Genomic DNA, 25,456 nt, shown 5'->3' on the forward strand with positions numbered 1-25,456 from the left:
AGCCTGAACGACATGCAGAACAAGCTGGACGAAGCCAAGGCCGAGCTGCTCGCCCGAGCAGCCCGGGTCGCCGAGAAGAGCCCGGCCGGAGGCGGACAGCCGGCCGGTTTCCACCGCGACGGAATCCTCGACGAGGAGGCCCTCCGCGCCTACCTCCAGCGCTACTACCGGCACACCGCGGCGGAGGACCTGGTCGACCGCGACCCGGTCGACGTCCTCGGCGCGGCCCTCTCCCACCTCCGGCTCGCCGAGAACCGCCCGCAGGGCAAGGCGAACGTCCGGGTGTACACCCCCACCGTCGAGGAGAACGGCTGGACGTGCAGCCACTCCGTGGTGGAGGTGGTCACGGACGACATGCCCTTCCTGGTCGACTCCGTCACCAACGAGCTGTCCCGCCAGGGCCGCGGCATCCACGTCGTCGTTCACCCGCTGGTGCCCGTCCGCCGCGACGTCACCGGCACGCTGATCGAGGTCCTCGACCCGGGCCGGGCGCCCGGTGAGCGCACGCTCGACGCGCTCTCCGAGTCCTGGATCCACGTCGAGATCGACCGCGAGACCGACCGCGCGGATCTCAAGCAGATCACCGCGGATCTGCGCCGGGTCCTCTCCGACGTCCGGGAGACCGTCGAGGACTGGGAGAAGATGCACGGCGCCGCGCTGCGCCTCGCCGACGACCTCCACACCGAGCCGATCTCCGAGGACGTGCCCGCGCAGGACGTCGAGGAGGCCCGGGAACTGCTCCGCTGGCTGGCCGCCGACCACTTCACCTTCCTCGGCTACCGCGAGTACGAGCTGACGTCCGTGCCCGGCGAGAGCGGCGGCGAGGAGGACGCGCTGCGCGCGGTCCCGGGCACCGGGCTCGGCATCCTCCGCTCCGACCCGAACCACCGGCGCGACAGCGAGGGCCGGCCGGTCTCGTCCTCGTTCAGCCGGCTGCCGGCCGACGCCCGGGCCAAGGCCCGCGAGCACCGGCTGCTGGTGCTGACCAAGGCGAACAGCCGGGCCACCGTGCACCGCCCCTCCTACCTCGACTACATCGGGGTCAAGAAGTTCGACAGCCACGGCAACGTCATCGGTGAGCGCCGCTTCCTCGGCCTCTTCTCCTCCGCCGCGTACACCGAGTCGGTCACCCGCGTGCCGGTCGTCCGCCGCAAGGTGGCCGAGGTGCTCTCCGGCGCGGGCGTCGACGCCGACAGCCACGACGGGCGCGACCTGCTGCAGATCCTGGAGACCTACCCGCGGGACGAACTGTTCCAGACCCCGGTCGGCCAGCTCCGCTCCATCGCCACCAGCGTGCTCTACCTCCAGGAGCGCCGCCGGCTCCGCCTCTACCTGCGCCAGGAGGAGTACGGCCGCTACTACTCGGCCCTGGTCTACCTGCCGCGGGACCGCTTCAACACCACCGTCCGGCTGCGGCTGATCGACATCCTCAAGGAGGAACTGGGCGGCACCAGCGTCGACTTCACCGCCTGGAACACAGAATCGATTCTCTCCCGGCTGCACTTCGTCATCCGGGTCCCGCAGGGCACGGAGCTCCCCGACCTGACGGATGCCGACGCCGAGCGGATCGAGGCACGCCTCGCCGAGGCCGCCCGCTCCTGGACCGACGGCTTCTCCGAGGCACTCCACGCCGAGCTCGGCGAGGAGTACGCCGCCGAGCTCGCCCGGCGCTACGGTGACGCCTTCCCCGAGGGCTACAAGGCCGACCACTCGCCGCGCAGCGCCGTCTCCGACCTCCAGCACCTGGAGAAGCTCACCCCGGGTGAGCGGGACTTCGCGCTCAGCCTGTACGAGCCGGTGGGCGCCGCCCCGGGCGAACGCCGTTTCAAGATCTACCGCACCGGTGAGCAGGTCTCGCTGTCCGCGGTGCTGCCCGTGCTCCAGCGGCTGGGCGTCGAGGTCGTCGACGAACGCCCGTACGAGCTGCGCTGCGCCGACCGCACCACCGCCTGGATCTACGACTTCGGGCTGCGGATGCCGAAGACCGACGGCGACTACCTCGGCGACGACGCCCGCGACCGCTTCCAGGAGGCGTTCGCCGCCGTCTGGAAGGGCGAGGCCGAGAACGACGGCTTCAACGCGCTGGTGCTGAGCGCCGGACTGACCTGGCGGCAGGCCATGGTGCTGCGCGCCTACGCGAAGTACCTGCGGCAGGCGGGCTCGACGTTCAGCCAGGAGTACATGGAGGACACCCTCCGCCACAATGTCCACACCACCCGGCTGCTCGTCAGCCTGTTCGAGGCCCGGATGGCCCCGGAACGGCAGCGGGCCGGCCGCGAGCTCACCGACGGGCTGCTGGAGGAACTCGAGGGCGCCCTCGACCAGGTGGCGAGCCTGGACGAGGACCGCATCCTGCGCTCCTTCCTCACCGTCATCAACGCCACGTTGCGCACCAACCACTTCCAGCATGCGGATGGTGGAAGCGGCAAGGGGGGCCAGCATGCGGATGGTGGAAGCGGCAAGGGGGGCCGGCATGCGGAGGGTGGAAGCGGCAAGGGGGGCCGGCATGCGGAGGGTGGACGCGGCGAGCGGGATGCGGACACCGGACGCCGCTGGCACGGCTACGTCTCCTTCAAGCTCGACCCGCAGGCCATCCCCGATCTGCCGGCGCCCCGCCCCGCGTACGAGATCTGGGTCTACTCGCCCCGCGTCGAGGGCGTCCACCTCCGCTTCGGCAAGGTGGCCCGCGGCGGGCTGCGCTGGTCCGACCGGCGCGAGGACTTCCGGACCGAGATCCTCGGCCTGGTCAAGGCGCAGATGGTGAAGAACACCGTCATCGTGCCGGTCGGCGCCAAGGGCGGCTTCGTCGGCAAGCGGCTTCCGGACCCGGCCGTGGACCGCGACGCCTGGCTGGCCGAGGGCATCGCCTGCTACAAGACCTTCATCTCCGGTCTGCTCGACATCACCGACAACCTCGTCGGCGGCGAGGTGGTCCACCCCGAGGACGTCGTCCGGCACGACGGGGACGACACCTACCTTGTCGTCGCGGCCGACAAGGGCACCGCGTCGTTCTCCGACATCGCCAACGAGGTCGCCACCGCCTACGGCTTCTGGCTCGGCGACGCCTTCGCCTCCGGCGGCTCCGCGGGCTACGACCACAAGGGCATGGGCATCACCGCCCGCGGCGCGTGGGAGTCCGTCAAGCGGCACTTCCGCGAGCTGGGCCACGACACCCAGACGGAGGACTTCACGGTCGTCGGCGTCGGCGACATGTCCGGGGACGTCTTCGGCAACGGCATGCTGCTCAGCGAGCACATCCGCCTCGTCGCGGCCTTCGACCACCGGCACATCTTCCTCGACCCGGACCCGGACGCCGCCGTCTCCTACGCCGAGCGACGCCGCCTCTTCGAACTGCCGCGCAGCTCCTGGGCGGACTACGACGCCTCCCTGCTCTCGCCCGGCGGCGGGATCCACCCGCGCTCCGCGAAGTCCGTCCCCGTGAACGCGCACATCCGGGAGGCGCTCGGGATCGAGGCGGGGATCACCAAGATGACCCCGGCCGAGCTGATGAAGGCCATCCTCAGCGCACCCGTCGACCTGCTGTGGAACGGCGGCATCGGCACGTACGTCAAGGCGGCCTCGGAGAGCAACGCGGACGTCGGCGACAAGGCCAATGACGCCATCCGCGTCGACGGCAGGGACGTGCGCGCCAAGGTGATCGGCGAGGGGGGCAACCTCGGCGCGACCCAGCTCGGCCGGATCGAGTTCGCCGTCCACGGCGGCCCGGACCGCACCGGCGGACACGTCAACACCGACGCGATCGACAACAGCGCCGGGGTGGACACCTCCGACCACGAGGTGAACATCAAGATCCTGCTCAACGCGGTCGTCGCCAACGGCGACATGACCGTCAAGCAGCGCAACAAGCTGCTCGCCGAGATGACCGACGAGGTCGGCGCCCTGGTCCTGCGCAACAACTACGCGCAGAACGTCGCGCTCGCCAACGCCGTGACCCAGGCGTCCAGCCTGCTCCACGCCCACCAGCGCGCCATCCGCCGGCTGGAACGCACCGGCGACCTGGACCGGGCGCTGGAGTTCCTGCCCGCCGACCGGCAGATCAAGGAGCGGCTGGCGAACGGCCGCGGCCTCACCCAGCCGGAACTGGCTGTGCTGCTCGCCTATGACAAGATCACCGCGGCCGAGGAGCTGATCGGCACCGATCTCCCGGACGACCCGTACCTCCAGCGGCTGCTGCACGCCTACTTCCCGCAGGCACTGCGCGAGCGGTTCCCCGAGCAGATCGACGGGCACGCGCTGCGCCGCGAGATCGTGACCACCGTGCTGGTCAACGACACGGTCAACAGCGCCGGCACCACCTTTCTGCACCGGATGCGGGAGGAGACCGGAGCCTCGACGGCGGAGGTCGTCCGGGCGCAGACCTCGGCCCGCGCGATCTTCGGCCTGAGTTCCGTATGGGACGCGGTGGAGGCGCTGGACAACCGTGTCCCGGCGGTCGTCCAGACCCGGATCCGGCTGCACTCGCGGCGGCTGGTGGAGCGCGGCACCCGCTGGCTGCTCAACAACCGCCCGCAGCCGCTGGAGATCGCCGAGACGATCGACTTCTTCGGCGAGCGGGTGGAGGCCGTCTGGTCCCAGCTCCCCAAGCTGCTGAGGGGCGCGGACCTGGAGTGGTACCAGGCCAACCTGGACGACCTGACCGCCGCGGGCGTACCGGGCGAGCTGGCCGCGCGGGTGGCGGGCTTCTCGTCGGCGTTCCCGACGCTCGACATCGTGGCGATCGCGGACCGCAACGACAAGACGCCGCTGGATGTCGCCGAGGTGTACTACGACCTCGCGGACCGGCTGCGGATCAGCCGGCTGATGGACCGGATCATCGAACTGCCGCGCTCCGACCGGTGGCAGTCGATGGCCCGCGCCGCCATCCGCGAGGACCTCTTCGCGGCGCACGCGGCGCTCACGGCCGATGTGCTCGCGGCCGGCAACGGCACCTCGACGCCCGAACAGCGTTTCGACGCCTGGCAGCGGAAGAACAGCGCGATCCTGGCCCGCGCCCGGGCCACGCTCGACGAGATCCACGGCTCGGACGCGTTCGATCTGGCCAATCTCTCCGTGGCGATGCGCACCATGCGCACCTTGCTGCGCGCACACCGCTGACGGGGGCGTCGCGGACGGGGCCCGGCTCCGCACCGCGGGGGCGGTCCGGCTCGGGCCGGGCCGCCCCCGCGCGGCGTTTCCGGGGGCCGTGCGGGCCCGTGCGGCCCGGTGCTGGGGCCGCCGTGCCCGTTCCGTCCCCGCGCGGATCTGCCCGCGTCTCCGTACGATGGGACGGCGGATGATCCCGTTCTGTCCGTGTCCGGCCCGTCCGGAAGGCAGGGATGAGCATGACGACCGGAGAGGGGAGGCGGACCCCGGACGTCTCGGTGATCGTGATCGTCTACAACGACGCCGACCGCCTCCCGGCCGCCGTGCGGTCCGTCCTCGCGCAGACGCTGCACGCCGTCGAGGCCGTGATCGTCGACGACCACAGCACCGACGGCTCCCACGAGACGGCCCGCCGCCTGGCCGCCGCCGACCCGGACCGGGTGCGCGTCTGCCGGCTCCCCGCGAACAGCGGTGGCTGCAGCGCCCCCCGCAACCGCGGCATCGAGGAGGCCCGGGCACCCTGGCTGATGTTCCTGGACAGCGACGACGAACTGCCCCGGCACGCCTGCAAGTCCCTGCTGCTCACCGCCGAGCGGACCGGCGCGGACTTCGTCACCGGCGAGGTGACCCGGCTCTACGAGGAGTCCGGCACCACCGGCCTCTGGTACCCGGACCTCTTCGCGGACGAACGGGTGGTCGAGGGCATCCGGGAGGCCCCGGAGTTCTTCTTCGACCACCTCTCCACCAACAAGCTCTACGCGGCCGGCTTCATCGCCCGCCACCGGCTGCGCTTCCCCGAGGGCGTCCACTACGAGGACCAGCTCTTCTCCGCCCGCGCCTTCACCCTGGCCCGCCGGTTCGCCGTGGTCCCGTGGCCCGTCTACACCTGGCACCTGGCGGCCGACCCGGCCCGGCCGTCGATCTCCTCCAGCCGCCACCGCATCCGTAACGTCGTCGACCGGATCGCCGTGGCCCGGATGATCGACACCTTTCTGGCGGAGAGCGGCAACGCCGGTCTGCGCCCCGCGAAGGACCGGAAGTTCCTCCACCACGACTTCCGCCTCTACCTCGGAGATCTGGCCTTCCGCGGCCCCGGGTGGACCGCGCGCTTCGCCGCCGAGACCGTCCCCTACCTGGACGGCCTCGCCCCGGAGGCGGTCGCGTCGCTCCCGCGCGACGAGCGCGTCTGTCTGCGGCTGCTCCGCGAGGGCCGGTACGCGGAGGTGCGGCAGAGCGCCCGCGGGCTCGGACGGCCGGGCATCGCACCGCGCCACGCGGTACGGGACGGCGCCGGGCGGACGTACTGGGGCGCGCGGCTCCCGGACGCGGGGACGGACGCGGCGGCCGACCTGGACATCACCGAGTGGCGGCTGACGGAACAGCCGTTCGCCGGCGGCCGGATACGCCACGAGGCCGAGGACCTGGCACCCGACGGGCCGCTGCTCCGGCTGCGCCTGCGCACCCACGACCCGGCGGGGCTGCTCACGGACACCGCGGGGACGCCGGGCCGGGAGGACGGGCTGACGGCCGAGCTGTGGCTCAGCGCGGGCGGGCCGCCCCTGAAGGTTCCCTTCCGCTACCGGCGGGCGGAGCCGGAGGAGCCCTCGACGGCCGTCGCAGCCGAGCCTTCCGGCACGACCGGCACCACCGGCGGCGAGTACACCGCCGAGATCGCCCTCGACCCGCGCCGTATCCCGCTGCGGGCCAAGGGCTTCGCCGGCCGCCGCCACCCGGTGGTCGTCCTCACCCGGCACGGCCTCAGCCGCCGGGACCCGCTGCTGGCCCCCCTTGATCTGCGGCCCCTGCGGACGGCGCTGCCCCGGGCCGGACCGCTCGGCGGCCACGAGCTCCGCGTCGTCTGCGAGGACCGCGGCGCCGGCCGGCTGGAGTTCCGCTGGCGGCGTGGAGGCGCGCTGCGCCTGGCGGCCGAGGTGGCGCCCCGGCTGGGACCGGTCCACCGCGAGGCCCGGCGGCTGCGGCGGCGGCTGTCGGGTCCCCGGCTGAAGGCCATGGTGGAGCGCGAGCTGTGGCGGCTCCCGGTCGACCGGCACCTGGTGCTCTTCGAGGCGATGGAGGGCGCCGGGTACGCCGACAGCCCCCGCTACATCCACGAGGAGCTGGTGCGGCGCGGGCTGCCGTACCGGAGCGTGTGGTCGTACGCGCGGGACCGCTCGTCCTTCCCGCCCGGGGTGCCGCTCGTCCGGCGCGGCAGCTGGGCGTACGTCCGTACGCTCGCGCGGGCCGGGTACTGGGTGGACTCGCACGGCATCCCCTCCGTCTACGCCAAGCGCCCGGAGACCCGCTATCTGCAGACCTGGCACGGCCAGGCGCTGAAGCACATGGGCTTCGACACCCCCGAACTGCGGCTGGGCGGCGAGGAGCGGCGGCGCACCCACCGGGACATGGTGGCCCGCTGGGACGTCCTGATCGCTCCCAGCGAGGAGTTCGAGCGCACGTTCGTCCGCGCCAACGGCTACACCGGTGAGCTGCTGCGCTGCGGACTGCCCCGCAACGACGTCCTGGTGCGCTGGGACGAACCCGCGCAGCGGGCCCGGGCCGCCGCGGCCCGCGCCCGGCTGCAGATCCCGGACGGCCGCCGGGTGCTGCTCTACGCGCCGACCTTCCGGGACGGCCTGCGGGGCAGCGGCGACTCGGTCCGGGTGGACCTGGCGGAGCTGGCCGAGGGGCTGGGCGAGGAGTGGACCGTGGTGGTCCGCCCGCACGCCTACGACCGGTTCACCGTGCCGCCGGAGCTGGGGTACGCGGTCCGGGACGGGCGGGGCTTCACCGACGTCAACGACCTGCTGCTGGCCTCCGACGCGCTGGTGACGGACTACTCCTCCCTGATGTTCGACTACGCCGCCCTCGGCCGGCCGATCCTGCTGTTCACCGACGACTACGAGGAGTACAGCGGCGGCTCGCGCGGAACGTACTACGACCTGCCGGACATCGCTCCGGGGCCGATGCTGCGGACCACCGCGGAACTGGTGGCGGCGGTACGGGACCTGGACCGGGTGACCGGGGAGTGGGCGGCGGCGTACGCCCGCTTCCGGGCGATGTTCGCCTCCCGGGACAGCGGACAGGAGAGCAAGGCCGTGGTCGACCGGTTCTTCGAGGGGGGCGCACCGTGAGCGGCGGCGCGGGCGCCGGCGCACACAGAGGCGCACACGGGAGCGCACGCGCCGGAGCAGGCGCGGCGGCCGGGGCGCGCACCGTCTTTCTCGTGGGCATCGACGTCGACTCGATGGGCGGCTCGCAACGCGTGCTGCACACCCTCGCACAGGGGTTCGGCGAGCGCGGGCACCGCACCGAGCTGATCGGCATCCGGCCGAGCCCGGAGCCGTACCGCTACCACGCCGACCCCGCCTACCGGCACACCACGCTCTACCCCGCTCCCGCGGCGCCTCTCCGCCCGGCCCGCAGCCTCACCGAACGCCTCGGTCCCGCCCGGCTGCTGGAGAACCGGGCGCGCCGAGCGGAGCGCGACCGGGCCCGGGCACGGCTGGCCGCCCGGTTCGCCACCGCCGGCCGGGGCTACGTCGTCATCGGCTCGCCCTGGGCCGTGGACTGGCTGTCCGCCGTCGACCGGCCGCACCTCAAGGGCATCGGCCAGTACCACGAGTCGTTCGCACAGGCACGCGCCTCGGCGAACCTCCGGCTGATCCTGCGGCACTACCCGGAGCTGGAGAAGTCCCTCTTCCTCAGTGAGGGCGACGCGGCCGACTTCCGCCGGCAGCGGCTGCCGAACGCCGCCGTGATGCCCAATCCGCTGCCCTTCACGGCCTCCGCGCCCGCCCCGCTCGACACCCGGCGGATCGGCGCCGTCGGCAGGCTGGAGGAGATCAAGCGGCTGGACCGGCTGATCGACGCCTTCGCGGAGATCGCGCCCGACCGCCCCGGCTGGGAGCTGCACCTCTTCGGCGACGGGCCGCTGGAAGCGGAGTTGCGCGGGCGGGCCGCCCGGCTCGGCTGCGCGGAGCGGGTCGTCTTCCGGGGGAGCGTGCGCGACGTGGCCGCCGCCTACCGCGAACTGTCCGTGCTCGCGCTCACCAGCGAGCGCGAGGGGCGCCCGATGGCCGTGGCGGAGGCGGCCGCCTGCGGGGTGCCCGTCGTGAGCTTCGACCTCTCGGACGGGGTGCGGGAGCTGGTCGCCGACGGCCGCACCGGCAGACTGGTGCGCCCCGGCGACCAGGAGGCGTTCACCGCCGCGCTGCGCGAACTGGTGGCGGACGACGCGCTGCGGAAGCGTTTCGGGCGTGCGGCACGGGAGCACGTCGCCCCGCTCGCGCTGCCGGCTGTGCTCGACCGCTGGGAAGCCCTGTTCGACGAGATCGACCGCTGAACGGACGGCGAAGGAGCCGTGGGCGAAGTGGGCACCGGGGGAGCGGGGCGGGACTCACCACCGCTCGACCAGCCCACGCCGCAGCGCCCGGCCGGCGATACGGAGCGCGCTGCGCGGCCCGCGCGCCACCCGCAGCGCGAGTGAGCCGCCCGCCGCCTCGAACGGGTGCACCAGCAGCAGACCGTTCCGGCCGGCCGCCACCCCGCGGCGCGGCAGCGGACCGGCGGCCCGCACGCCGGTGTAGAGCGAACCGCCGTCGGCACAGTGGATCCTGACCCGGACGTCCCAGATCTCCGGCGCTCCGCCGCGCCCGCCGGCGGGGGCGGCCGGTCCGGCGGTGCCCGGGGTGTCCAGGCCGAGCAGGACCTCGGCCGTCCAGGACGGGGCCGCGGTGTCGTCCCGGGTGAGGACGGCGTTCCGGGCCAGCCCCAGGCGGCCGTCGTCGCGGTGGCGCAGCTCGACGTCCACGGTGACCGGGCCCCCGGCGGCCATCAGCCGTCCGTACAGCTCGTGGACGCGCAGGACGAGCCGCAGCCGGGGCCGGGTGAGGCCGAGGGCGCCCGCCGCCGCACCGCTGCCACCGGTGCTCCCGTCCCCGCTCCGGACACCGCTTCCGCTTCCGTTCCCGCCGCCGCGGCCTCTGCCGCCGGTGCCGCGCTCGTGCGCGCGGAGCGTGCCGTCGACGGTCACCGGCAGCCGGTGCAGCGGTGTCTCGTCCACCCGGTCGAGCAGGACGGCCGGCAGGTCGATCGCCCACACCGGCCGGCCGTTGACCCGCGCGTACGGGGGCAGCAGCCGGGCCGGGTGGACGGCCAGCCCGGCCAGCCGCTCCACGTCGCGGGGGTGATCGGCGGCCGCGATGACCCGGGCGCTCCACCGCGCGGGCGCGCGGGCGGCGAGCAGGTCCTCCTCGCCGAACGACTCCAGATGCTCCCGGGTGAGGTCCCACCAGGCGAGCCGGTGGTCCTCGTCGCGCCGGCCCAGTTCCCGCAGGTATATCCGCAGGTCGTGGTCGAGGAACTTCACCCGGGCGGCGTGGGCCAGCCGCCGCTGCCCGGCCAGTTGCAGGGTGTCCACGGCCAGCCGGTGCGCCGTCAGCCGGGCCCGCCAGCCGTCCACCCGGCTGCGGTCCAGCGAGATCGAGGGCCGGGCGGCGGTGCGGCGGACGTGCCAGATGTAGACGGTGTCGGGGATGACGGCGATCCGGGGGCGGGCGGCCAGCACCCGGGCGGTGAAGACGAAGTCCTCGTAGCGGAACGGGCCTTCGGGGAAGGTGATGCCGTGCGCGGCGAGGAAGGACCGGTCGTACAGCTTGTTGACACAGAGGGTGTCGCGGACCAGGCGCGGCTGCAGCTCCGGCGCGTCGTGGACCGCCTCGGCCAGGTAGAGAGCGCGCTGCCAGCGGGTGTCGCGCCGCAGCGGCAGTTCGCGCCGGAGGCAGGCGCCCGCGACGACCGGCGCCGCGTGCCGGAGGGCGGCCTTGAGGAGAGCGTCGGCGGCGCCGGGCGGCAGCACGTCGTCGCTGTCGAGGAACATCACGTACGGGGCGGTGGCCTGCCGCAGCCCGTCGTTGCGGGGGCTGCCGCAGCCGCCGCTGTTGACGGTCCGGTGCCGCACCCGCAGCCGGGGCTCGTGAGCCGCCATCCGGTCGAGCAGGGCACCGGTGGCGTCGGTGGAGGCGTCGTCCACGGCGATCACCTCACGGACGGCGGGGCCCTGGCCGAGGGCCGAGCGGACCGCCGTCCTGATGTGCGCCGCGTCGTTGTAGCCGATGACGATCACGCTGATCTGCGCGGCCTCCACCGGCGGTGGCATATCGGCATCCATGAGGACAAAGTTATCCGCCGTGGTGGCAGATCCGGCCCGAGCGCGGCCGATGGCGGCTCGTCGCCGGGCCTTCGGGGCGCGCGTTCGGGACTGATGGCTGGGGACCGGCCGAGGTTCCCTCACATGGGTCAGTGCGGACCCTGGAGAGAGGGGAGGTGGCCGGATGGTACGGCGGGCGGCGCCGGCGAGCATGCTGCTTCCCGGGTGGCGGCGACGGCCTTGAAACGCGACCAGACGATCTTGCCGAACGGTTGGCGGCTCTCGACTCCCCAGGCATCGGTGAGCATCTCCACGAGCAACAGCCCGCGGCCGGAGGCGTCCGCCGGGTCCGGGTGGTGGACGTGCGGCCGGTGGCTGTCGCGGCGAAGGCTGCGGCTGTCGTGCACTTCAAGGTGTACGACATTGTCATCGTTGCTCAGGATGACGAGGAAGCCGCGTCCGGGCTCCGTTCCATGGACGAGCGCGTTGGTGGCCAATTCGGAGACGCAGAGCCGGACATCGTCCGAGAGCTCGTCCAGTCCCCAGGACGACAAGGTCGCGGTGGTGAACTCGCGTGCCAGGCCTACGGACTGGGGCCTGGCGTCAAAATACTTCTGTGTCCTCAGTTCGGACATGGCCGGATCTCGCTTTCGGGGTCAGGGTCCGCGCCGCGGTGGTGGACGCGGCTGGTGCCGTCCGCCGGACGTGGCACCGGGATCAAGGCTGATCCGCCCGCGTTGTTGCAGGTAGTGAGAGGTGCCCGCCCTCAATGGGCGGGTTCGACGACCCCCAGTGGGCGGTCGGTCCGCCCATGGCGGAGAGTCTCATGGCGTGCCGTGGCAAGCCCGAACTCGTTGGCCATCACAGGCGGACCGACCTGACGCCGCCTTGTGCCCGAGGGGGAGTCGACCGGTGAGATCCCAAGTGAGACAGCAGCCCAGGGCGGTCCACGACGTGTCGTGCGGCAGATCACTGCGCGAGCGGATCCTGGGTCGGGCCGGGTCCCCCGATTTCATGCCGCAAGCCCTGGCCGCGCAGGTGGCTGCCGAGATCGAGGCCCACTGCGGCCACCGCCGTCTCAAATGCCGCCGCCTGGCCATGGGCTGGACGGTCGCCCAGGCCGTCGCCGCTGCCCACCAGTTGGTTGAGGAGGAGTGCTTGGCCAAGGTGGGCCTCTCCGAACGCTCCTGGAAGGACTGGGAGGCCGGCCGACTGCCCAGCCCCGACTACCAGGATCTGCTGTGCCGTTTGTTCGCCACCGGCCCCGTCGAGTTGGGGTTCGCCCACGACTACTCACCCGCACCTGCGGCGGATGGATCCAGTCCGCTCTGGAGGGGGCATGGCCCGGATGGAACACTCTCCGAGAGGGAAGCAGCCCAAGCGGGTGCAGACCCGTGGACCTTCACGGAGGTGGAGGCAACGAAGCGACGCGACGCGGTGAAACTCGCCGGACTGGCCATGGCCTCCCCGGCCGCCGCAGCAAGGATTCTTGATCAGGCCGCCGCTGAGGCCATGGAGTTCACCCGCCAGGCCGAGGCGACCTCACTCGGCTCGGGAACTCTGGATCACCTCGACCTTGCTGTCACCGAGTTCAACCGCGCGTACTCCCTGAAGCCGCCCAAGGCGGTTTTCGATGCGGTGATGGACTACCGGCGCAAGGTCGCCGCTCTCCTCGCGGGCCGACACACCCACCAACAGGAACGTGAACTGCTGACGTTCGCCGGCTGGCTGTCCGAGCTCTTGGCCTGGCTCGCCCACGACCTCGGAGACGCCCGCACCGGTCTGGCCTTCGCCACCGACGCGTTCGTCCACGGACAGCAAGCCGGCCACGGCCGGCTGTGTGCATGGGCGATGGACGCCGCCGCCTCCATCAACCTGTATGAACAGAGGCCCGGAAAGGCGCGCAACGCTGCCCTTAAGGGTCTCAGCGAAGCAGCGGTACCCCATCCGCTGACCGTGCGGCTCCATGCCCAGGCCGCACGCGCTGCCGCCGCCGACGGTGACGCGGACGGCTTCACCACCGCTTTCCGAGCAGCCGAGGACGCCTATGGGATTCTGCCGCCGCGGTCACCCCGCCGCTTCGGCCTGGACGTGCTGCCCCTGGCGGACTATGCGCTGACCTCCTACTCAGCGACCTCGTTCATCTGGCTCGGTCAGGCCGAACAGGCCCGGCAGTACGCTGAACAGGCTCTGGCAACCTACGAGTCGGCGCCTGAGGCCTCCCGGTCCCCGAGCCGCGAAGCCATCGCCCGCATCGACCTCGCCCTCGCCCATGCCCTCCTCGGTGACTCCGACGCCGCCGTCGCTCTCGGTCACCAAGCCCTCGACTCCACCCGCGTGGTCGACTCCGTCCGCCACCGGGCCGGCGACTTGACCGCGTTCCTGGCCCGCCGCCATCCCGGCCGGGAGGCCGTCGAGACTTTGCGTGAACGGCTGGTGGCAGTCGGCGCTGCCGCTTGCGCCGTCACCGCAGCCCCAGCACACGAACCCGAAGAAGGTGTCACGTGACCGGCCTGTACCAGCCTGCCGAGTATTCCCTCAGCATTCGGAAGCCCTACTTCGACCTCATCGCGTCGGGCGCCAAGACCATCGAGGTGCGCGTCGGCTATCCCAAGATCCGCAGGATCACCGCCGGGGACATGCTGCGCATCACGTGCGCGGACCAGGCGCTGACCACCCGCGTCACCGCGGTGAAGGAATACAACTCCTTCACTGCGATGCTGGACGCCGAGGACCCGGCCGTGATCGGCGGACCCGGCATGACCCGCGACCAGCTCCTCACCGCGATCCGGGACATCTACCCGCCCGATAAGGAAGCCCTCGGCGTCTTCGCCGTTCACCTCGCCCGTACCCGGGCGGGACAGCCCGCCCCCGGCGACGGTGACCAGGGAGACACAGCGTGACGGACGACCAGCGGACGCTCACCGAGGACCAGCGGCAGCAGGCCGAGTTGCTCTGGGCCTATCACCAGATGCACCACCAGGTCCGGCCGGTCGATGCCGCGATCGGGCTGGGCAGCCACGACCTTGGTGTACCCGCGTACTGTGCCCGTCTGTATCGCGCCGGGCTCTTCCCGATCCTGGTCTTCACCGGCGGCCCCAATCCCACCGTCCCGGAGCGGTTCCCCCGCGGTGAGGCCGTCCACTTCCGGGAGCACGCCATCGAACTGGGCGTCCCCGATGAGGCGATCCTGGTGGAGCCCAAGGCCCGCAACACCGGCCAGAACATCACCTTTTCCCGCGAGGCCCTGTCCGGCGCCGGGGTCACGGTGAAGAGGGTGATGCTGATCTCCATGCCGTATATGGAGCGGCGCTCCTTCGCCACCGCGCGCAAACTGTGGCCGGAGGCTGACGTGATCTGTGCCTCGGAGCCACTGGAGTTCGACGACTACCTCAAGAGCATTGGTGACGAGAAGCTCGTCACCGACCAACTCGTCGGTGACCTCCAGCGGGTGATCGAGTATCCCGGGCTCGGCTTCGCCATCGAACAGCACGTCCCGGGGGACGCGCGTGCCGCTTTCGAGTCGCTCATCCGCGACGGTTTCACCGGCCGCCTCATCCACTGAGCTCCCGCCCGCGGACGGCCCGCGGGCCCGCCTCCGCAGTGGGTACCGGAGCGGCCAGTACCCACTGCGGCGTGCGGAGCGAGCGCCGTTACTTGACGGCGCCCGCCATCACTCCGTTGACGAACTGGCGCTGGAAGGCGAAGAAGACCGCCAGCGGGATCACCATCGAGACGAAGGCTCCCGACGCCAGGACGTCGATGTTGTTGCCGAACTGGCGTACCTGCTGCTGGAGCGCCACGGTGACCGGCGGCGAACCCGGGTCGGCGAAGATCAGCGCCACCAGCATGTCGTTCCAGACCCAGAGGAACTGGAAGATGCCCAGCGAGGCGATCGCCGGGCCGCCCAGCGGCAGCACGACCCGGGTGAAGAGCCGGATCTCGCCCGCTCCGTCCAGCCGTGCCGCCTCCAGCAGTTCGCGCGGGATCTCCGCGAAGAAGTTCCGCAGCAGGAAGACGGCGAACGGCAGGCCGAAGGCGACGTGGAAGAAGACCACGCCCGCCAGTGTCTGGAAGATTCCGAGGCTGTTGAAGAGCTTCGACACCGGGATCAGCGCCACCTGCACCGGCACCACCAGCAGCCCCACGACCACCATGAACACCCAGTCGCGGCCCGGGAAGTCCAGCCAGGCGAAGGCGTAGCCGGCCAGGGCGCCGATGACGATGACGAGCACCGTGGACGGCACCGTGATCGCCACGGTCGTCCACAGCGAGGTGGTGATGTCGTCGTTGCCGAGCAGGTTGGCGTAGTTGTCCACGGTCAGCTGCGCGGGCTCGGTGAAGACCGTCCACCAGCCGCTGGTGGCGATGTCCGAGGTCTCGCGGAGCGAGGAGACCAGCAGGCCGATCGTCGGCGTCAGCCAGAACAGGGCGATCACCAGCAGGACGGCCTGCACGAGCCCGCCGCTGGTACGGGCCGCCAGCCGCGCGACGATCGAGGGCCTGGCCGGACCGGGCGGGCCGGACGGGCCCGGCACGCTTCCCGTCTTCGCCACCGCCGGACCGCTCCGCTCCGCCGAGCCCCCGGGGCCCGTATCCGTCGAGGCGCTCACGGGCGTCGCTCCCTTCGCATGCGGCGGATGTTGAAGGCCATCACCGGTACCACCAGCAACAGCAGGACCACGGCGATCGCGCTGCCGACGCCCTGTTCGGCGTCGGTGCCGAAGGACAGCAGGTACAGCTGGAGGGCGAGGACGTTGGCGTCGTTCTGGGTGGCCCCCGGCGCCAGGATGTAGACGAGGTCGAAGATCTTCAGCACGTTGATCATCAGCGTGACGGTCACCACCGCCAGCACCGGTGCCAGCAGTGGCACCGTCACCTTGCGGAAGACCTGCCACTCGTTGGCCCCGTCCACCCGGGCCGCCTCCATCAGCTCGCGTGGCACGCTCGCCAGCCCCGCCCCGATGAGGACCATCGCGAAGCCGGCCCACATCCAGATGTAGCTGCCGATGATGGCGGGGGTGACGAGGTTGGGGCCGAGCCAGTTGATGCCGTTGTACGCCTCGGTGAAGTTCGAGCCGGGCAGCCGCAGCTGGGCCCCGGCCGCGCTCGCGGGCAGGCTGTACGTCCCGTCCTCGCCGGACTCGGCGCTCGCGACGACCTCGCCGTCCCGGACCGCCTCGACCTTCACCCCGGCCAGGGCCTTCTCGCCGCGGTCGATCACCCCGGCCTCGCCGCCACCGCCGGGCGTGAAGTCGAGCCAGACGGTGCCGGTGACCTTGTCCCCGTCCGGCTCGGCGGCCACGGCCTCCGCCGCGTCCTTCGGTATCCCGGCCGGGGGGATGCCGACCAGCGGCAGCCCGGCCGGGTCCCCGGCCCGTACGGTCTCCTCGGTGGTGAAGGAGCCGCCGGCCGTCTTCTCGATGCCCGTGTTCGGCCGCGGCCGGGCGCCGGGATAGGCGGAGGACTCGGAGAAGGTGTCGTGGATGCCCGTCCACACGGCGTTGGCGACCCCGCGCTCCGGGTCCTGCTGGTAGACGAGCGTGAAGATGATGCCCGCCGCCAGCATGGAGATCGCCATCGGCATGAAGACGATCATCTTGAAGGCGGTGCCCCAGCGGACCCGCTCCGTCAGCACGGCGTAGATGAGGCCGAGCGCCGTGGAGACGGCCGGGGCCACGATCACCCAGACCAGGTTGTTCTTCAGCGCGGTGCGGGTGCCGGGGTCGGAGAACAGCTCGCCGTAGTTGTCCAGGCCGACGAAGCCGGTGCCCTCCGTGTCGAAGAAGCTCCGCACCACGGAGTACCCGATGGGGTAGACCACGAGCGCGCCCAGCAGCACGAGCGCGGGCAGCAGGAAGCACGCCGCGATCCAGGCCCGGGTGCCGGCCACGCCCTTCTTGGTGACGGGGGGCGGGGCGCCGGGTGTGGCGGCGCCCCCCGCGGTCGCTGTCGTCATCGGTCGCGGCCGCCCGTCAGTTCTTGTAGGCCTTGGCGGCTTCCGCTTCCAGCCGCTTCTGGGCACCGGCCACGTCGTCGGGGTTCTTGAGGAAGTCCTGGAGCGCCTTCCACTCGCCCTCGCCCTTGGTGCCGCCGAAGGAGGCCGGCGCCTGGTCGGACATGTCGAAGCGGAAGTCGTCACCCGCGTCGACGAGGGCCTTGGCGATGTCCCGCTGGACGTCGTCCGGGTAGGCCTTGAGGTCCAGTTCCTTGTTGGGCGAGATGAAGCCGCCGGCCTTGGCCCAGATCTCGGCGGCGTCCGTGGAGGCGAGGAAGGTCAGCAGGGCCTGCGGGCCCTTGCCGTCCTTGAGCGCGACGGCCACGTCACCGGCGCTGACCACCGGGGATTCCTCGCCCACGGCCGGGAACGGGAAGACCTTGGCGTCGGTGCCGATCTCCGCCTCGGTGTCCGAGGAGATGTTGACGGCCACGAAGTCGCCCTCGAAGACCATGGCGGCCTCCGGCGCGTCACCGCCGGCGAAGGTCTGGGTGACGGACTTCGGGAACTCGGTCTGCAGCGCTCCCTCCTGGCCGCCCGCGATCAGCGTCTTGTCGCCGAACAGCTCGCCGAGGGTCTCCAGCGCCTCCTTGACGGAGGGGTCGGTCCACTTGATCTCGTGTTCGGCGAGCTGGTCGTACTTCTCCGGCCCCGCCTGGGAGAGGTAGACGTTCTCGAACCAGTCGGTGAGCGTCCAGCCGTCCGCGCCGCCGACGGAGACCGGCGCCACCCCGGAGTCGGAGATGGTGCGGGCGGTCTGGAGGAAGTCGTCCCAGGTCGCGGGCTCCTCCACGCCCGCGTTCTCGAAGGCCGCGGTGTTGTACCAGATGAGGGACTTGTTGGCGGCCTTGAAGTAGACGCCGTACTGCTTGCCCTCGTGGGCGCCGAGATCGCGCCAGCCCTGCGAGAAGTTCTTCTCCAGCTGTTCCTGCACCTCCTCACCGGCCGGCTTCAGCTCGCCCTGGGACGCGAACTGCTTGAGCGCGCCGACCTGCGGGAGCAGTGCGATGTCCGGCGGCTGGCCTCCCTCGATCTTCGTGCCGAGGAAGGTGGAGATGGAGTCGCCGGTCGGGACGAACGAGACCTCGGCGCCGGTCCGCTTCTCGAACTCGTCCAGCACGGCCTTGAAGTTCTTCTGCTCCGCGCCCGTCCAGACGGCGGCCACCTGGAGCTTCTCCCCCGTGAGCTTCGGAAGGTCGACGGTGACGGCGCTCTTGCCCTCACCTCCGCTCTCGCCCTCCTTCCCGTCGTCTCCGCCTCCGCCGCAGCCCGCGGCGGTGAGCGCGAGCGCGCTCGCGGTGACGGCGGCCAGCACGGCCCGTGTGGTACGTCGTGTGTGACTGCCTGCGGAGCGCGCTCCGCGTGCCGCTCCGTTCGCGGTGGTGAGAGTTGTGCGCATCGTGCCCGACCTCTCCTGGGTCCCGCCTGGGCCCCACCCGTGAACCCCCGTGAGGGGGCCGGCCCGTGTGCGGCGCCCGCCCGGCGGACGACCGCACGGGGCTCGTCCCGTACGTACTGTGCGACAGTCCTATGCCCCGGAGGAGAGCGGTCGCAATACCGGGACGATGATCAACTGACCGATTGTGACCGGGCCGTGATGGGCAGTCAGACTTGTTGAACGCCGCGTAGGGGACGGCACCCGGAAACCCGTTCGGGCAGGGCGGTCGCGGGGTACCCGACCCCTTTCGCGCGCTGAACGGTTCCCGGGGGCGAGCGGGTGGACCGCGGCCCGGGCAGGGCGCGCCGGCGGCAGACACCCGGGGGCGGCCGGCGGGGTGTGTACGGGGCCGGGCGCGCCCCGCGCCCGCGCTGGTCCGCACCGGCCCCGGCCCGCCGCTCCCGCGCCGAGGGCGGGGCCGCGGCGGACCCCGGCCCCGTCAGACCAGGGGCGGAGCCGGAGCCGCGTCGGCGGACTCGGCCGCCCGCTGCAGCGCACTGGCCAGCAGCGCCAGGTCGGTCGGCCCGTTGCCCAGTTCGCGGAGCGGGCGGCGCGTCGGAGGGTCGCCCATGCGCTCCCAGTCGAGCGGCACCACCGTCGGACGCTGGGTGGCCGTCCGCGGGATGCGGCCGGTGACCCGGCCCGCCTGGAACCAGACGGCCGAGCCGTCGGGGCCGGTCAGCCGGCCGCGCCCCGCCGTCGCCCCGGCCTTCTCCGGCCCGTCGGTCACGGCGGGCAGCACCTCCAGGGAGACCCGCACCCCGGCGGCCTCCGCCGCCGCGGTGCCGGCCGTGCGCTCCGGATGGCCGGTCGCCGCGATCAGGTGGACCCCGAGCCGGGCACCCTCCCGGGCCACCGCCTCCAGCGCCCGCACCACCGAGCCGGCCGCCGGGCGGCCGGTGCTGCCGAGCGCGGGGGACAGCAGGGCGTCGAAGTCGTCGACGAGGACCACCAGCCGGGGCAGCGCCTCCGGACCGGCCGCCGCCCGGGCCTCCGGCTCCGCCCCGGCGGCCGCGCCGTTCCGCGCGCTCCCGGCCGGGGCCGGCACCGTACCGGCGGGTGCCGCGCCGGTGCCTCCCGGGGCGCCACCGGGGGAACTCCCGTGCGGTCCGGCCGGGTTGGCGCCCGGGGCCGGAGCGCCGCCTTCCCCGGGACGGCCGCCGCCGCGGATCCGGAGCTTCAGCGTGCCGCCGGACTCCGGCTCCAGATCACCGCTCCGCCGGTCGCCGCCCGGGCGCTCCGCCGCACGCCGCGCCGGCCGCTCCGCACGGCCCGCCCACCGGGTGTGCCACGCGGAGAAGTCCAGCCCGTCCAGGAGTTCGGCCCGCCGTTTCAGCTCCGAGCTGAGCGCCTGGGCGAAGGCCCGCATCCGCACCGGGTCGACGCCGGTCACATACGTCGTCACATGCGGGAGGTCCGTGCAGGCCCGGAGGCCCTCGCCGCGGGCCTCCGGCTGCGGGGAGCGCAGCCCGCCGCCGTCCACCAGCGCCATCGCCAGCCGGTCGGGCCGGTCGGCCGCCGCCAGGGAGGCGGCCAGCGACCGCAGCAGCTCGGTCTTGCCGCTTCCCGCGCCGCCCTCGACCAGCAGATGCGGGCCCTCGGCCGCCACGTCCACGGTGAGCGGGCCGTGCGGCCCCGCGCCGAGCACCGCGCAGAGCCGCCCGCCCGGCGGAGTCCCGGGGTCGGCCGCGGCGGCCCAACGGGCCGTCAGCGAGGCGGGGGTGGCGCGGGCCAGCCCCAGCTCGTCCAGCAGCCGCGCGGCACGCGGCAGCGTCACCGCCACCCGCCGCGATCCGCCCGGACCGTGTGCCCCCACCCCGGTGTCCGGCAGCCGCAGCGGCGCGAGCGACCGGGCGAACCGCTCGGCCCAGGCGCTGGACACGGCGTCGGCGACCGCGGCCGTGCCGTTGTCCGGCACCCCGGGACGGCGACCGCCCGGGGCGCGCTCCACCGGCACCGCGCGGGACGAGACGCCATGGGTGTCCGCCGGGTCGCCGGAGGGCGGGCCGCCGGGCCCGGCGGCGGGCCCCGCCGTGCCGTACGGGGTGGCGTGGCCGTGCGCCCCGTGGCCGCCGTACGCGGCCGGGGCGGGGTCCGCGGCGGGTGCGGCCGGGCCTCCCGGTCCGTGCGCCCCGCGCCGGTCGGCGGGAAGGTGTATCAGCCGGAGCGCCGTGGCCACCTCACCGCTCAGCATCGCCACCGCGCCGCACTCCCCGAAGGCCGGGGACACCGCGCGGGCCGTCTCGAAGTTGGCGAGCAGCGGAGCCGCGGGGGAGGCGGCCGGGGTCTCCACCGCGCAGAGGAGATGGACCCCGGCGGCCGGACCGGCGCACGCCAGCCGGGCCGTGGCCCCCCGCAGCTCCGGGGAGCCGGGATCGCCGTCCAGGACCACCACGGTGTACGAGCCGTCGCCCCGGGCCGCCGTGCCGCCGGTGCCGTGTCCGGCCGCCGCGGTGAGCGGGGCCTCCTCCACCTGGCGGGACAGCTCCGCGATCCGGGCGGCGGCCTGCTCGGCGTCGTAGGCGAGCAGCAGGCGGCAGTCCTGGCCGTGGGCCGGACGCAGCTGCGGCAGCCAGCCGAGCCAGGCCCAGTCGGCCATCCGGTCCCGCAGGTCCCGCGCCGGGTCGGCGCTGATCAGGACGATCTCCAGGGTGGCGGGGGAGTGCAGCGCGGCGAGCTGCGCGACGACGGACCGGGCCAGCCCGGCCAGCCGCGCCCGCGGACCGGCCAGGCCCAGCGAACCGGCCTGCCGCAGCCCGACGGTGACGGGGAAGGAGGGCACCCCCGCGCGGTCGGCCGTGCCGAGCCGCACCACCAGGGCGTCGGGGTGTCCGGGGCCGCGTTCCCACAGCCGTGGACCGGGGCCCAGGGCGGTGAGCAGGATCTCGGAGGGGTCGGGCCAGCGCCGGTGCAGCGCGGCGGCAGCGGCGGCGGACGGACCGAAGGCGCCGGCCGGACGGCCGGGCCCGGCGGGCTCGTCCTCGGCGCGGCCGCCGGCCAGGCGGCGGGCCCAGGCTCCTATGCCGCGGCCGCGGCGCGCGGCGCGGCGGTCCGCCTCGCCGCCCTCGCCGGGCCGCGCACCGGGACGGCCGGCGCCGTATCCGTCCGCGGGCGGCGCCCCGGCGGAGGCGCCGGGCCGGACCGGACCGGGCGCGGGCGCGCCGGGCGGCCACGGGGATCCGGCGTCGCCGGAGCCGGGGCCGGGGCCGCGGAAGGCGCCGCTGCCCCGGGCGGCGCGGGTCTCGCCCGCGGGGCGCCCGTACGGGTCGGGGACGTCGCCGTGGCCGGTCACCGTGTGGTCCCGGGGGCCGTCCGGGCGCTCGCCGGGCAGGTACGGGCCCGGCTCCCCGCCGGGGCCCCGCTGTCCGGGCAGCCGCGCCCGGCCGGGCGGCTCCTGCGGGCGGTACCCGGCGCCGCTGTACCCGGATTCGCCGTATCCGGGCTCACCGCGCCCGTGTTCCGCGTACCCCGGCTCCCCGGGGCCGCCGTGCTGTTCACACGCCCCGTGCCCGCCCGGCCCCTCGCCGGCTGGTGCGTGCTCGCCGCCCCGGCCGTACGGACCGCCGTGCGCGGGCCCGCCCGGAACCGCGGTACCGGAAGCCGGGGTCGCGTCCCGGGCGGCCTCCGGGGCCTGGGCCGCGGTGCGGACCCGGCCACCGGCGACGGCTGGGACGCTGCCGGGCAGCTCGACCCGGAGCCGGCCCTCGCCGTCCGGCGCCACCGGGAGCGAACCGGGCAGTACCGCCGGCCGCCGCACCGCCCCCGGCCCGGTGGGGGACTGCGCCGGAGGGTCCTCTCCCGTGTCCGCCGCGGACTCCAGCCGCAGCGCCGATTCCCCGACGCGGAGCAGGGCACCCGGCGGCAGCGGCCGGGGCCGGCCGTCCACGGGCGCGCCGTCGACCGCGGTGCCGTTGGTCGAGCCGAGGTCCGCGACGGTCACCAGGCCGTCCCCGGAGAGCGTCACCGCGCAGTGCAGCCGGGAGACGTCGGGGTCGTCGAGCGGGACGTCGGCGTCGGCGGAGCGGCCGATCCGGATCTGCCCGCCGTGCAGCAGATGGACCCCGCCCGCGTCCGGCCCGGCGACGACGTGGAGCCGGGCGGTGCCCCGCGCGGCCGTCTCCTGGGCGATGCCGGGATGCAGTCCGGGCTCGACCGGGGCGTGCAGGGAGAGCACCGCGCCGTCGACGAGCGGCGGTTCGCCCAGCAGGCGGTGGCGGCTGTCGAGCCGTTCGGAGCCCGCGTACAGCACCACGGAGGCCGAGTTCTGCGCCGCGCCGCCCGCACGGGTGCCGGAAGCGCCGGGGACGGCGGGCTCCGCGCCGCGCCCGGGCTCCGCGACGGCGGCCACGGCGGCCGCGAGGCCGCCGGCCACCGCGGCGAGCGCCGTTCCGGCGGGGGCCGTGACGAGCACATCGCAGGAACGCGGGGCATGGCCGCTGAGCGGCCCGAGGACGGTCAAGCGGATCTGCATCGCCGTCAGCGGTCCCTTCCGCCCGGACGCGGCAGGGGCCCGGTCCGTCCCCCGCCCGTGCACGGGCGCTCGGCACGTACAGGTCACCACAGAGCGCGGGGCCCCCGCCCCCCGCTCCTCCGTGCGTGGGTGCATCCTCGCACCTGCCGGTGACATCCTGCCCGGTGACCGCCGTTATTCGATCTTGAATCATCGCTGTCCGGCCAAAAAGCGCCGCACGGGGCCTCGGTGGCGCCATCCCCTGTCACCCGGAGGACCGATTGCGCCTCATCCCGGTCGACATCCCGTCGACTTCCGTCCGGCACGCCCGGAAGCACCGGCTCCGCGCCCGGGCCGGACGGCCCCGCGTCACCCCGGGCCGGGCCGGACCGGGGGACACCGGGCAACCATCGGCGCGGCAGCCGCGTCCTCCCGGTACGGACCGCGGCGTGTCCGGGTCCGTACCGGGAGGGAACCGGAGAACAGCCGCAGGACCCGCCGCCCGCCCGTAACACGGCACTAGAGTGGGGCGGAACGGCCCCGTGGAGTCCCTCCGCGGAACGAGGCCCGGTACCAGGACGTAGGGAGCGCATGACGTGCGGCCGGTAGGCAGTAAGTATCTGCTCGAAGAGCCGCTCGGCCGCGGGGCCACCGGCACCGTCTGGCGGGCCCGGCAGCGCGAGACGGCGGGTGCGGAGGCGGCGGTGGCCGGGCATCCCGGCGAGGCCGTCGCGATCAAGGTCCTCAAGGAGGAGCTGGCGCACGACCCCGATGTCGTGATGCGCTTCCTGCGCGAGCGGTCGGTCCTGCTCCGGCTCACCCACCCCAACATCGTCCGCACCCGCGACCTCGTCGTCGAGGGCGATCTGCTGGCCCTCGTCATGGACCTGATCGACGGCCCGGACCTCTTCCGCTATCTGCGCCAGAACGGCCCGTTCACGCCGGTCGCCACCGCCCTGCTGACCGCGCAGATCGCCGACGCGCTCGCCGCCAGCCACACCGACGGCGTCGTCCACCGCGACCTCAAGCCCGCCAACGTCCTGCTGGCGACCGGTCCGAGCGGCGAGATGCACCCGATGCTCACCGACTTCGGCATCGCCCGGCTCGCGGACTCGCCCGGTCTCACCCGCACCCACGAGTTCGTCGGCACCCCCGCCTACGTCGCGCCGGAGTCCGCCGAGGGCCGCCCGCAGACCTCCGCCGTCGACATCTACGGCTGCGGCATCCTCCTCTACGAACTGGTCACCGGCCGCCCGCCGTTCGCGGGGGAGACGGCCCTGGAGGTGCTGCAGAAGCACCTCAGCGAGGAGCCGCGCCGCCCCACCACCGTCCCCGAACCGCTCTGGACGGTCATCGAGCACTGCCTGCGGAAGAACCCGGACGAGCGGCCCAGCGCCGTCAACCTCGCCCGCGGCCTCCGCACGGTCGCCGCGGGCGTCGGCGTGCACGCCAACCCGGCCCAGGCCGAGGCGGCCCTCGGCGTCGCCGCGCTGCTCGCGCCCGACCCGGCGCCCGCGCCCGTCCCCGGCACCACCGCCGGCCACGGTGCTGGAGCCGCCGGCGGCGGGGACGCCGACCCGACGCAGGTGCTGCCCTCCGGCGCGAGCGCGTACGACCCCAACGCGCAGACGGCCTTCCTGCCCGCCGGCGGCGGGCCCGGCGGCCCGGACCACGCCGGCGCCACCCGCGCGATGCCCCCGGTGCCGCCGGGGCCGCCCGGCGCGGGGGACGGCCAGGACGGCGAGCACCCCTGGCAGACCCAGATGCGCGCGGCCCGCGACCGCAACGAGCAGACCCAGGTCCAGTACCTCGATCCGGACGAGGACCCGCTCCGCCGCCGCCCGCAGCGCCGCCCGGCACCGCAGCAACAGCAGCAGCCGGCTCCCTACGCGCCGCCCCCGCAACCGCAGCAGCAGCCCCGGCCCCAGCCGCGCCGGGAGCCCCGCCGCCGGCAGGAACCGCAGCCCCAGCGGTACGCCCCGCCGGCCCCCGCGCCGCGCCGGGAGCCGCGCCCGCGTGGCGCCAACCCGATGCGGATCCCCGGGCTCGGCTGCCTCAAGGGCTGCCTCTTCACCATCGCGGTCTTCATCCTGGCGGGATGGCTCGTCTGGGAGTTCACCCCGGTCCAGAGCTGGGTCGCGGAGGGCAAGAGCTTCTGGCAGGCGACGACCGACGGCATCGGCCAGGTCGTCGACTGGATCTCGGAACTCGGCCAGGCGTCCGAACAGCTCCCGGACACCTCCGACATCAAGGCCCCCGACATCGACCCGGGCGCCGGCCAGTGACACCGGCCCGGCCGCGACATCCCCACGACTGTGG

At 73.9% G+C, this 25,456-nt stretch carries 13 protein-coding genes; 7 read left to right on the plus strand and 6 right to left on the minus strand.

Annotated elements, in window-relative coordinates; all coding sequences use genetic code 11:
• Positions 1 to 12: 12 nt before the first annotated feature.
• The 3 genes from SXIN_RS19100 (at position 13) to SXIN_RS19110 (ending at position 9,445) form a co-directional block, all read left to right on the plus strand.
• Positions 13 to 5,115: an NAD-glutamate dehydrogenase gene (locus SXIN_RS19100; protein ID WP_019711642.1), complete on the plus strand. Its 5,103-nt coding sequence runs from the start codon at positions 13 to 15 to the stop codon at positions 5,113 to 5,115.
• Between the two features lie 227 nt (positions 5,116 to 5,342).
• The gene (locus SXIN_RS19105) at positions 5,343 to 8,234 is read left to right on the plus strand and encodes a bifunctional glycosyltransferase/CDP-glycerol:glycerophosphate glycerophosphotransferase (protein ID WP_039824251.1); all 2,892 of its coding nucleotides are present in this window, start codon (positions 5,343 to 5,345) and stop codon (positions 8,232 to 8,234) included.
• A 92-nt stretch (positions 8,235 to 8,326) separates the two neighbouring features.
• A complete protein-coding gene (locus tag SXIN_RS19110) occupies positions 8,327 to 9,445 on the plus strand; it encodes a glycosyltransferase (RefSeq protein ID WP_019711640.1) in 1,119 nt (372 codons plus the stop codon).
• A gap of 54 nt (positions 9,446 to 9,499) precedes the next feature.
• Here SXIN_RS19110 and SXIN_RS19115 read toward each other — a convergent pair whose 3' ends face one another.
• Both SXIN_RS19115 and SXIN_RS19120 read right to left on the minus strand, forming a co-directional pair.
• Positions 9,500 to 11,272 (minus strand): glycosyltransferase family 2 protein, encoded by a 1,773-nt coding sequence (locus SXIN_RS19115; protein ID WP_238153807.1) that lies wholly within the window; start codon positions 11,270 to 11,272, stop codon positions 9,500 to 9,502.
• 128 nt (positions 11,273 to 11,400) lie between these two features.
• A complete protein-coding gene (locus SXIN_RS19120) occupies positions 11,401 to 11,886 on the minus strand; it encodes an ATP-binding protein (protein WP_019711638.1) in 486 nt (161 codons plus the stop codon).
• Positions 11,887 to 12,175: 289 nt separating this feature from the next.
• Between SXIN_RS19120 and SXIN_RS32335 the strand changes: the two genes are divergently transcribed.
• The 3 genes from SXIN_RS32335 to SXIN_RS19135 are packed head-to-tail and all read left to right on the plus strand — an operon-like array spanning position 12,176 to position 14,816.
• On the plus strand, positions 12,176 to 13,759 hold the full coding sequence (locus SXIN_RS32335) for a tetratricopeptide repeat protein (RefSeq protein WP_019711637.1): 1,584 nt from the start codon (positions 12,176 to 12,178) through the stop codon (positions 13,757 to 13,759).
• On the plus strand, positions 13,756 to 14,154 hold the full coding sequence (locus SXIN_RS19130) for an ASCH domain-containing protein (protein WP_019711636.1): 399 nt from the start codon (positions 13,756 to 13,758) through the stop codon (positions 14,152 to 14,154). Before SXIN_RS32335 ends, SXIN_RS19130 begins: the two co-directional genes overlap by 4 nt.
• Positions 14,151 to 14,816, plus strand: coding sequence for a YdcF family protein (locus SXIN_RS19135; protein WP_019711635.1), 666 nt, complete (start codon positions 14,151 to 14,153; stop codon positions 14,814 to 14,816). The genes SXIN_RS19130 and SXIN_RS19135 overlap by 4 nt, the downstream gene beginning before the upstream one ends.
• 88 nt (positions 14,817 to 14,904) lie before the next feature.
• On the opposite strand, the gene SXIN_RS19140 is transcribed toward SXIN_RS19135, so the two are convergent.
• The 4 genes from SXIN_RS19140 to SXIN_RS19155 form a co-directional block, all read right to left on the minus strand.
• Positions 14,905 to 15,807 carry a carbohydrate ABC transporter permease gene (locus tag SXIN_RS19140; RefSeq protein WP_019711634.1) on the minus strand — a complete coding sequence of 301 codons (903 nt, stop codon included), beginning with the start codon at positions 15,805 to 15,807 and terminating at the stop codon, positions 14,905 to 14,907.
• A 53-nt stretch (positions 15,808 to 15,860) separates the two neighbouring features.
• Entirely contained in the window at positions 15,861 to 17,210 is a 1,350-nt protein-coding gene (locus tag SXIN_RS19145) for a carbohydrate ABC transporter permease (protein ID WP_019711633.1), read from the minus strand.
• Between the two features lie 16 nt (positions 17,211 to 17,226).
• Entirely contained in the window at positions 17,227 to 18,648 is a 1,422-nt protein-coding gene (locus SXIN_RS19150) for an ABC transporter substrate-binding protein (protein WP_095757266.1), read from the minus strand.
• A 478-nt stretch (positions 18,649 to 19,126) separates the two neighbouring features.
• The gene (locus SXIN_RS19155; RefSeq protein ID WP_095757267.1) at positions 19,127 to 23,158 is read right to left on the minus strand and encodes an FHA domain-containing protein; all 4,032 of its coding nucleotides are present in this window, start codon (positions 23,156 to 23,158) and stop codon (positions 19,127 to 19,129) included.
• A gap of 575 nt (positions 23,159 to 23,733) precedes the next feature.
• Here SXIN_RS19155 and SXIN_RS19160 point away from each other — a divergent pair.
• Entirely contained in the window at positions 23,734 to 25,422 is a 1,689-nt protein-coding gene (locus SXIN_RS19160) for a serine/threonine-protein kinase (RefSeq protein WP_095757268.1), read from the plus strand.
• Positions 25,423 to 25,456: the final 34 nt, after the last annotated feature.

This window comes from Streptomyces xinghaiensis S187 (assembly GCF_000220705.2).
GTDB lineage: Bacteria > Actinomycetota > Actinomycetes > Streptomycetales > Streptomycetaceae > Streptomyces > Streptomyces xinghaiensis.

Bases quoted from the DNA above. Each gene is read 5' to 3' on its own strand.
- SXIN_RS19100 (WP_019711642.1), top strand. From the start codon at position 13: ATGCAGAACAAGCTGGACGAAGCCAAGGCCGAGCTGCTCGCCCGAGCA.
- SXIN_RS19105 (WP_039824251.1), top strand. From the start codon at position 5,343: ATGACGACCGGAGAGGGGAGGCGGACCCCGGACGTCTCGGTGATCGTG.
- SXIN_RS19115 (WP_238153807.1), bottom strand. From the start codon at position 11,272: ATGGATGCCGATATGCCACCGCCGGTGGAGGCCGCGCAGATCAGCGTG.
- SXIN_RS19120 (WP_019711638.1), bottom strand. From the start codon at position 11,886: ATGTCCGAACTGAGGACACAGAAGTATTTTGACGCCAGGCCCCAGTCC.
- SXIN_RS19145 (WP_019711633.1), bottom strand. From the start codon at position 17,210: ATGACGACAGCGACCGCGGGGGGCGCCGCCACACCCGGCGCCCCGCCC.
- SXIN_RS19150 (WP_095757266.1), bottom strand. From the start codon at position 18,648: ATGCGCACAACTCTCACCACCGCGAACGGAGCGGCACGCGGAGCGCGC.
- SXIN_RS19155 (WP_095757267.1), bottom strand. From the start codon at position 23,158: ATGCAGATCCGCTTGACCGTCCTCGGGCCGCTCAGCGGCCATGCCCCG.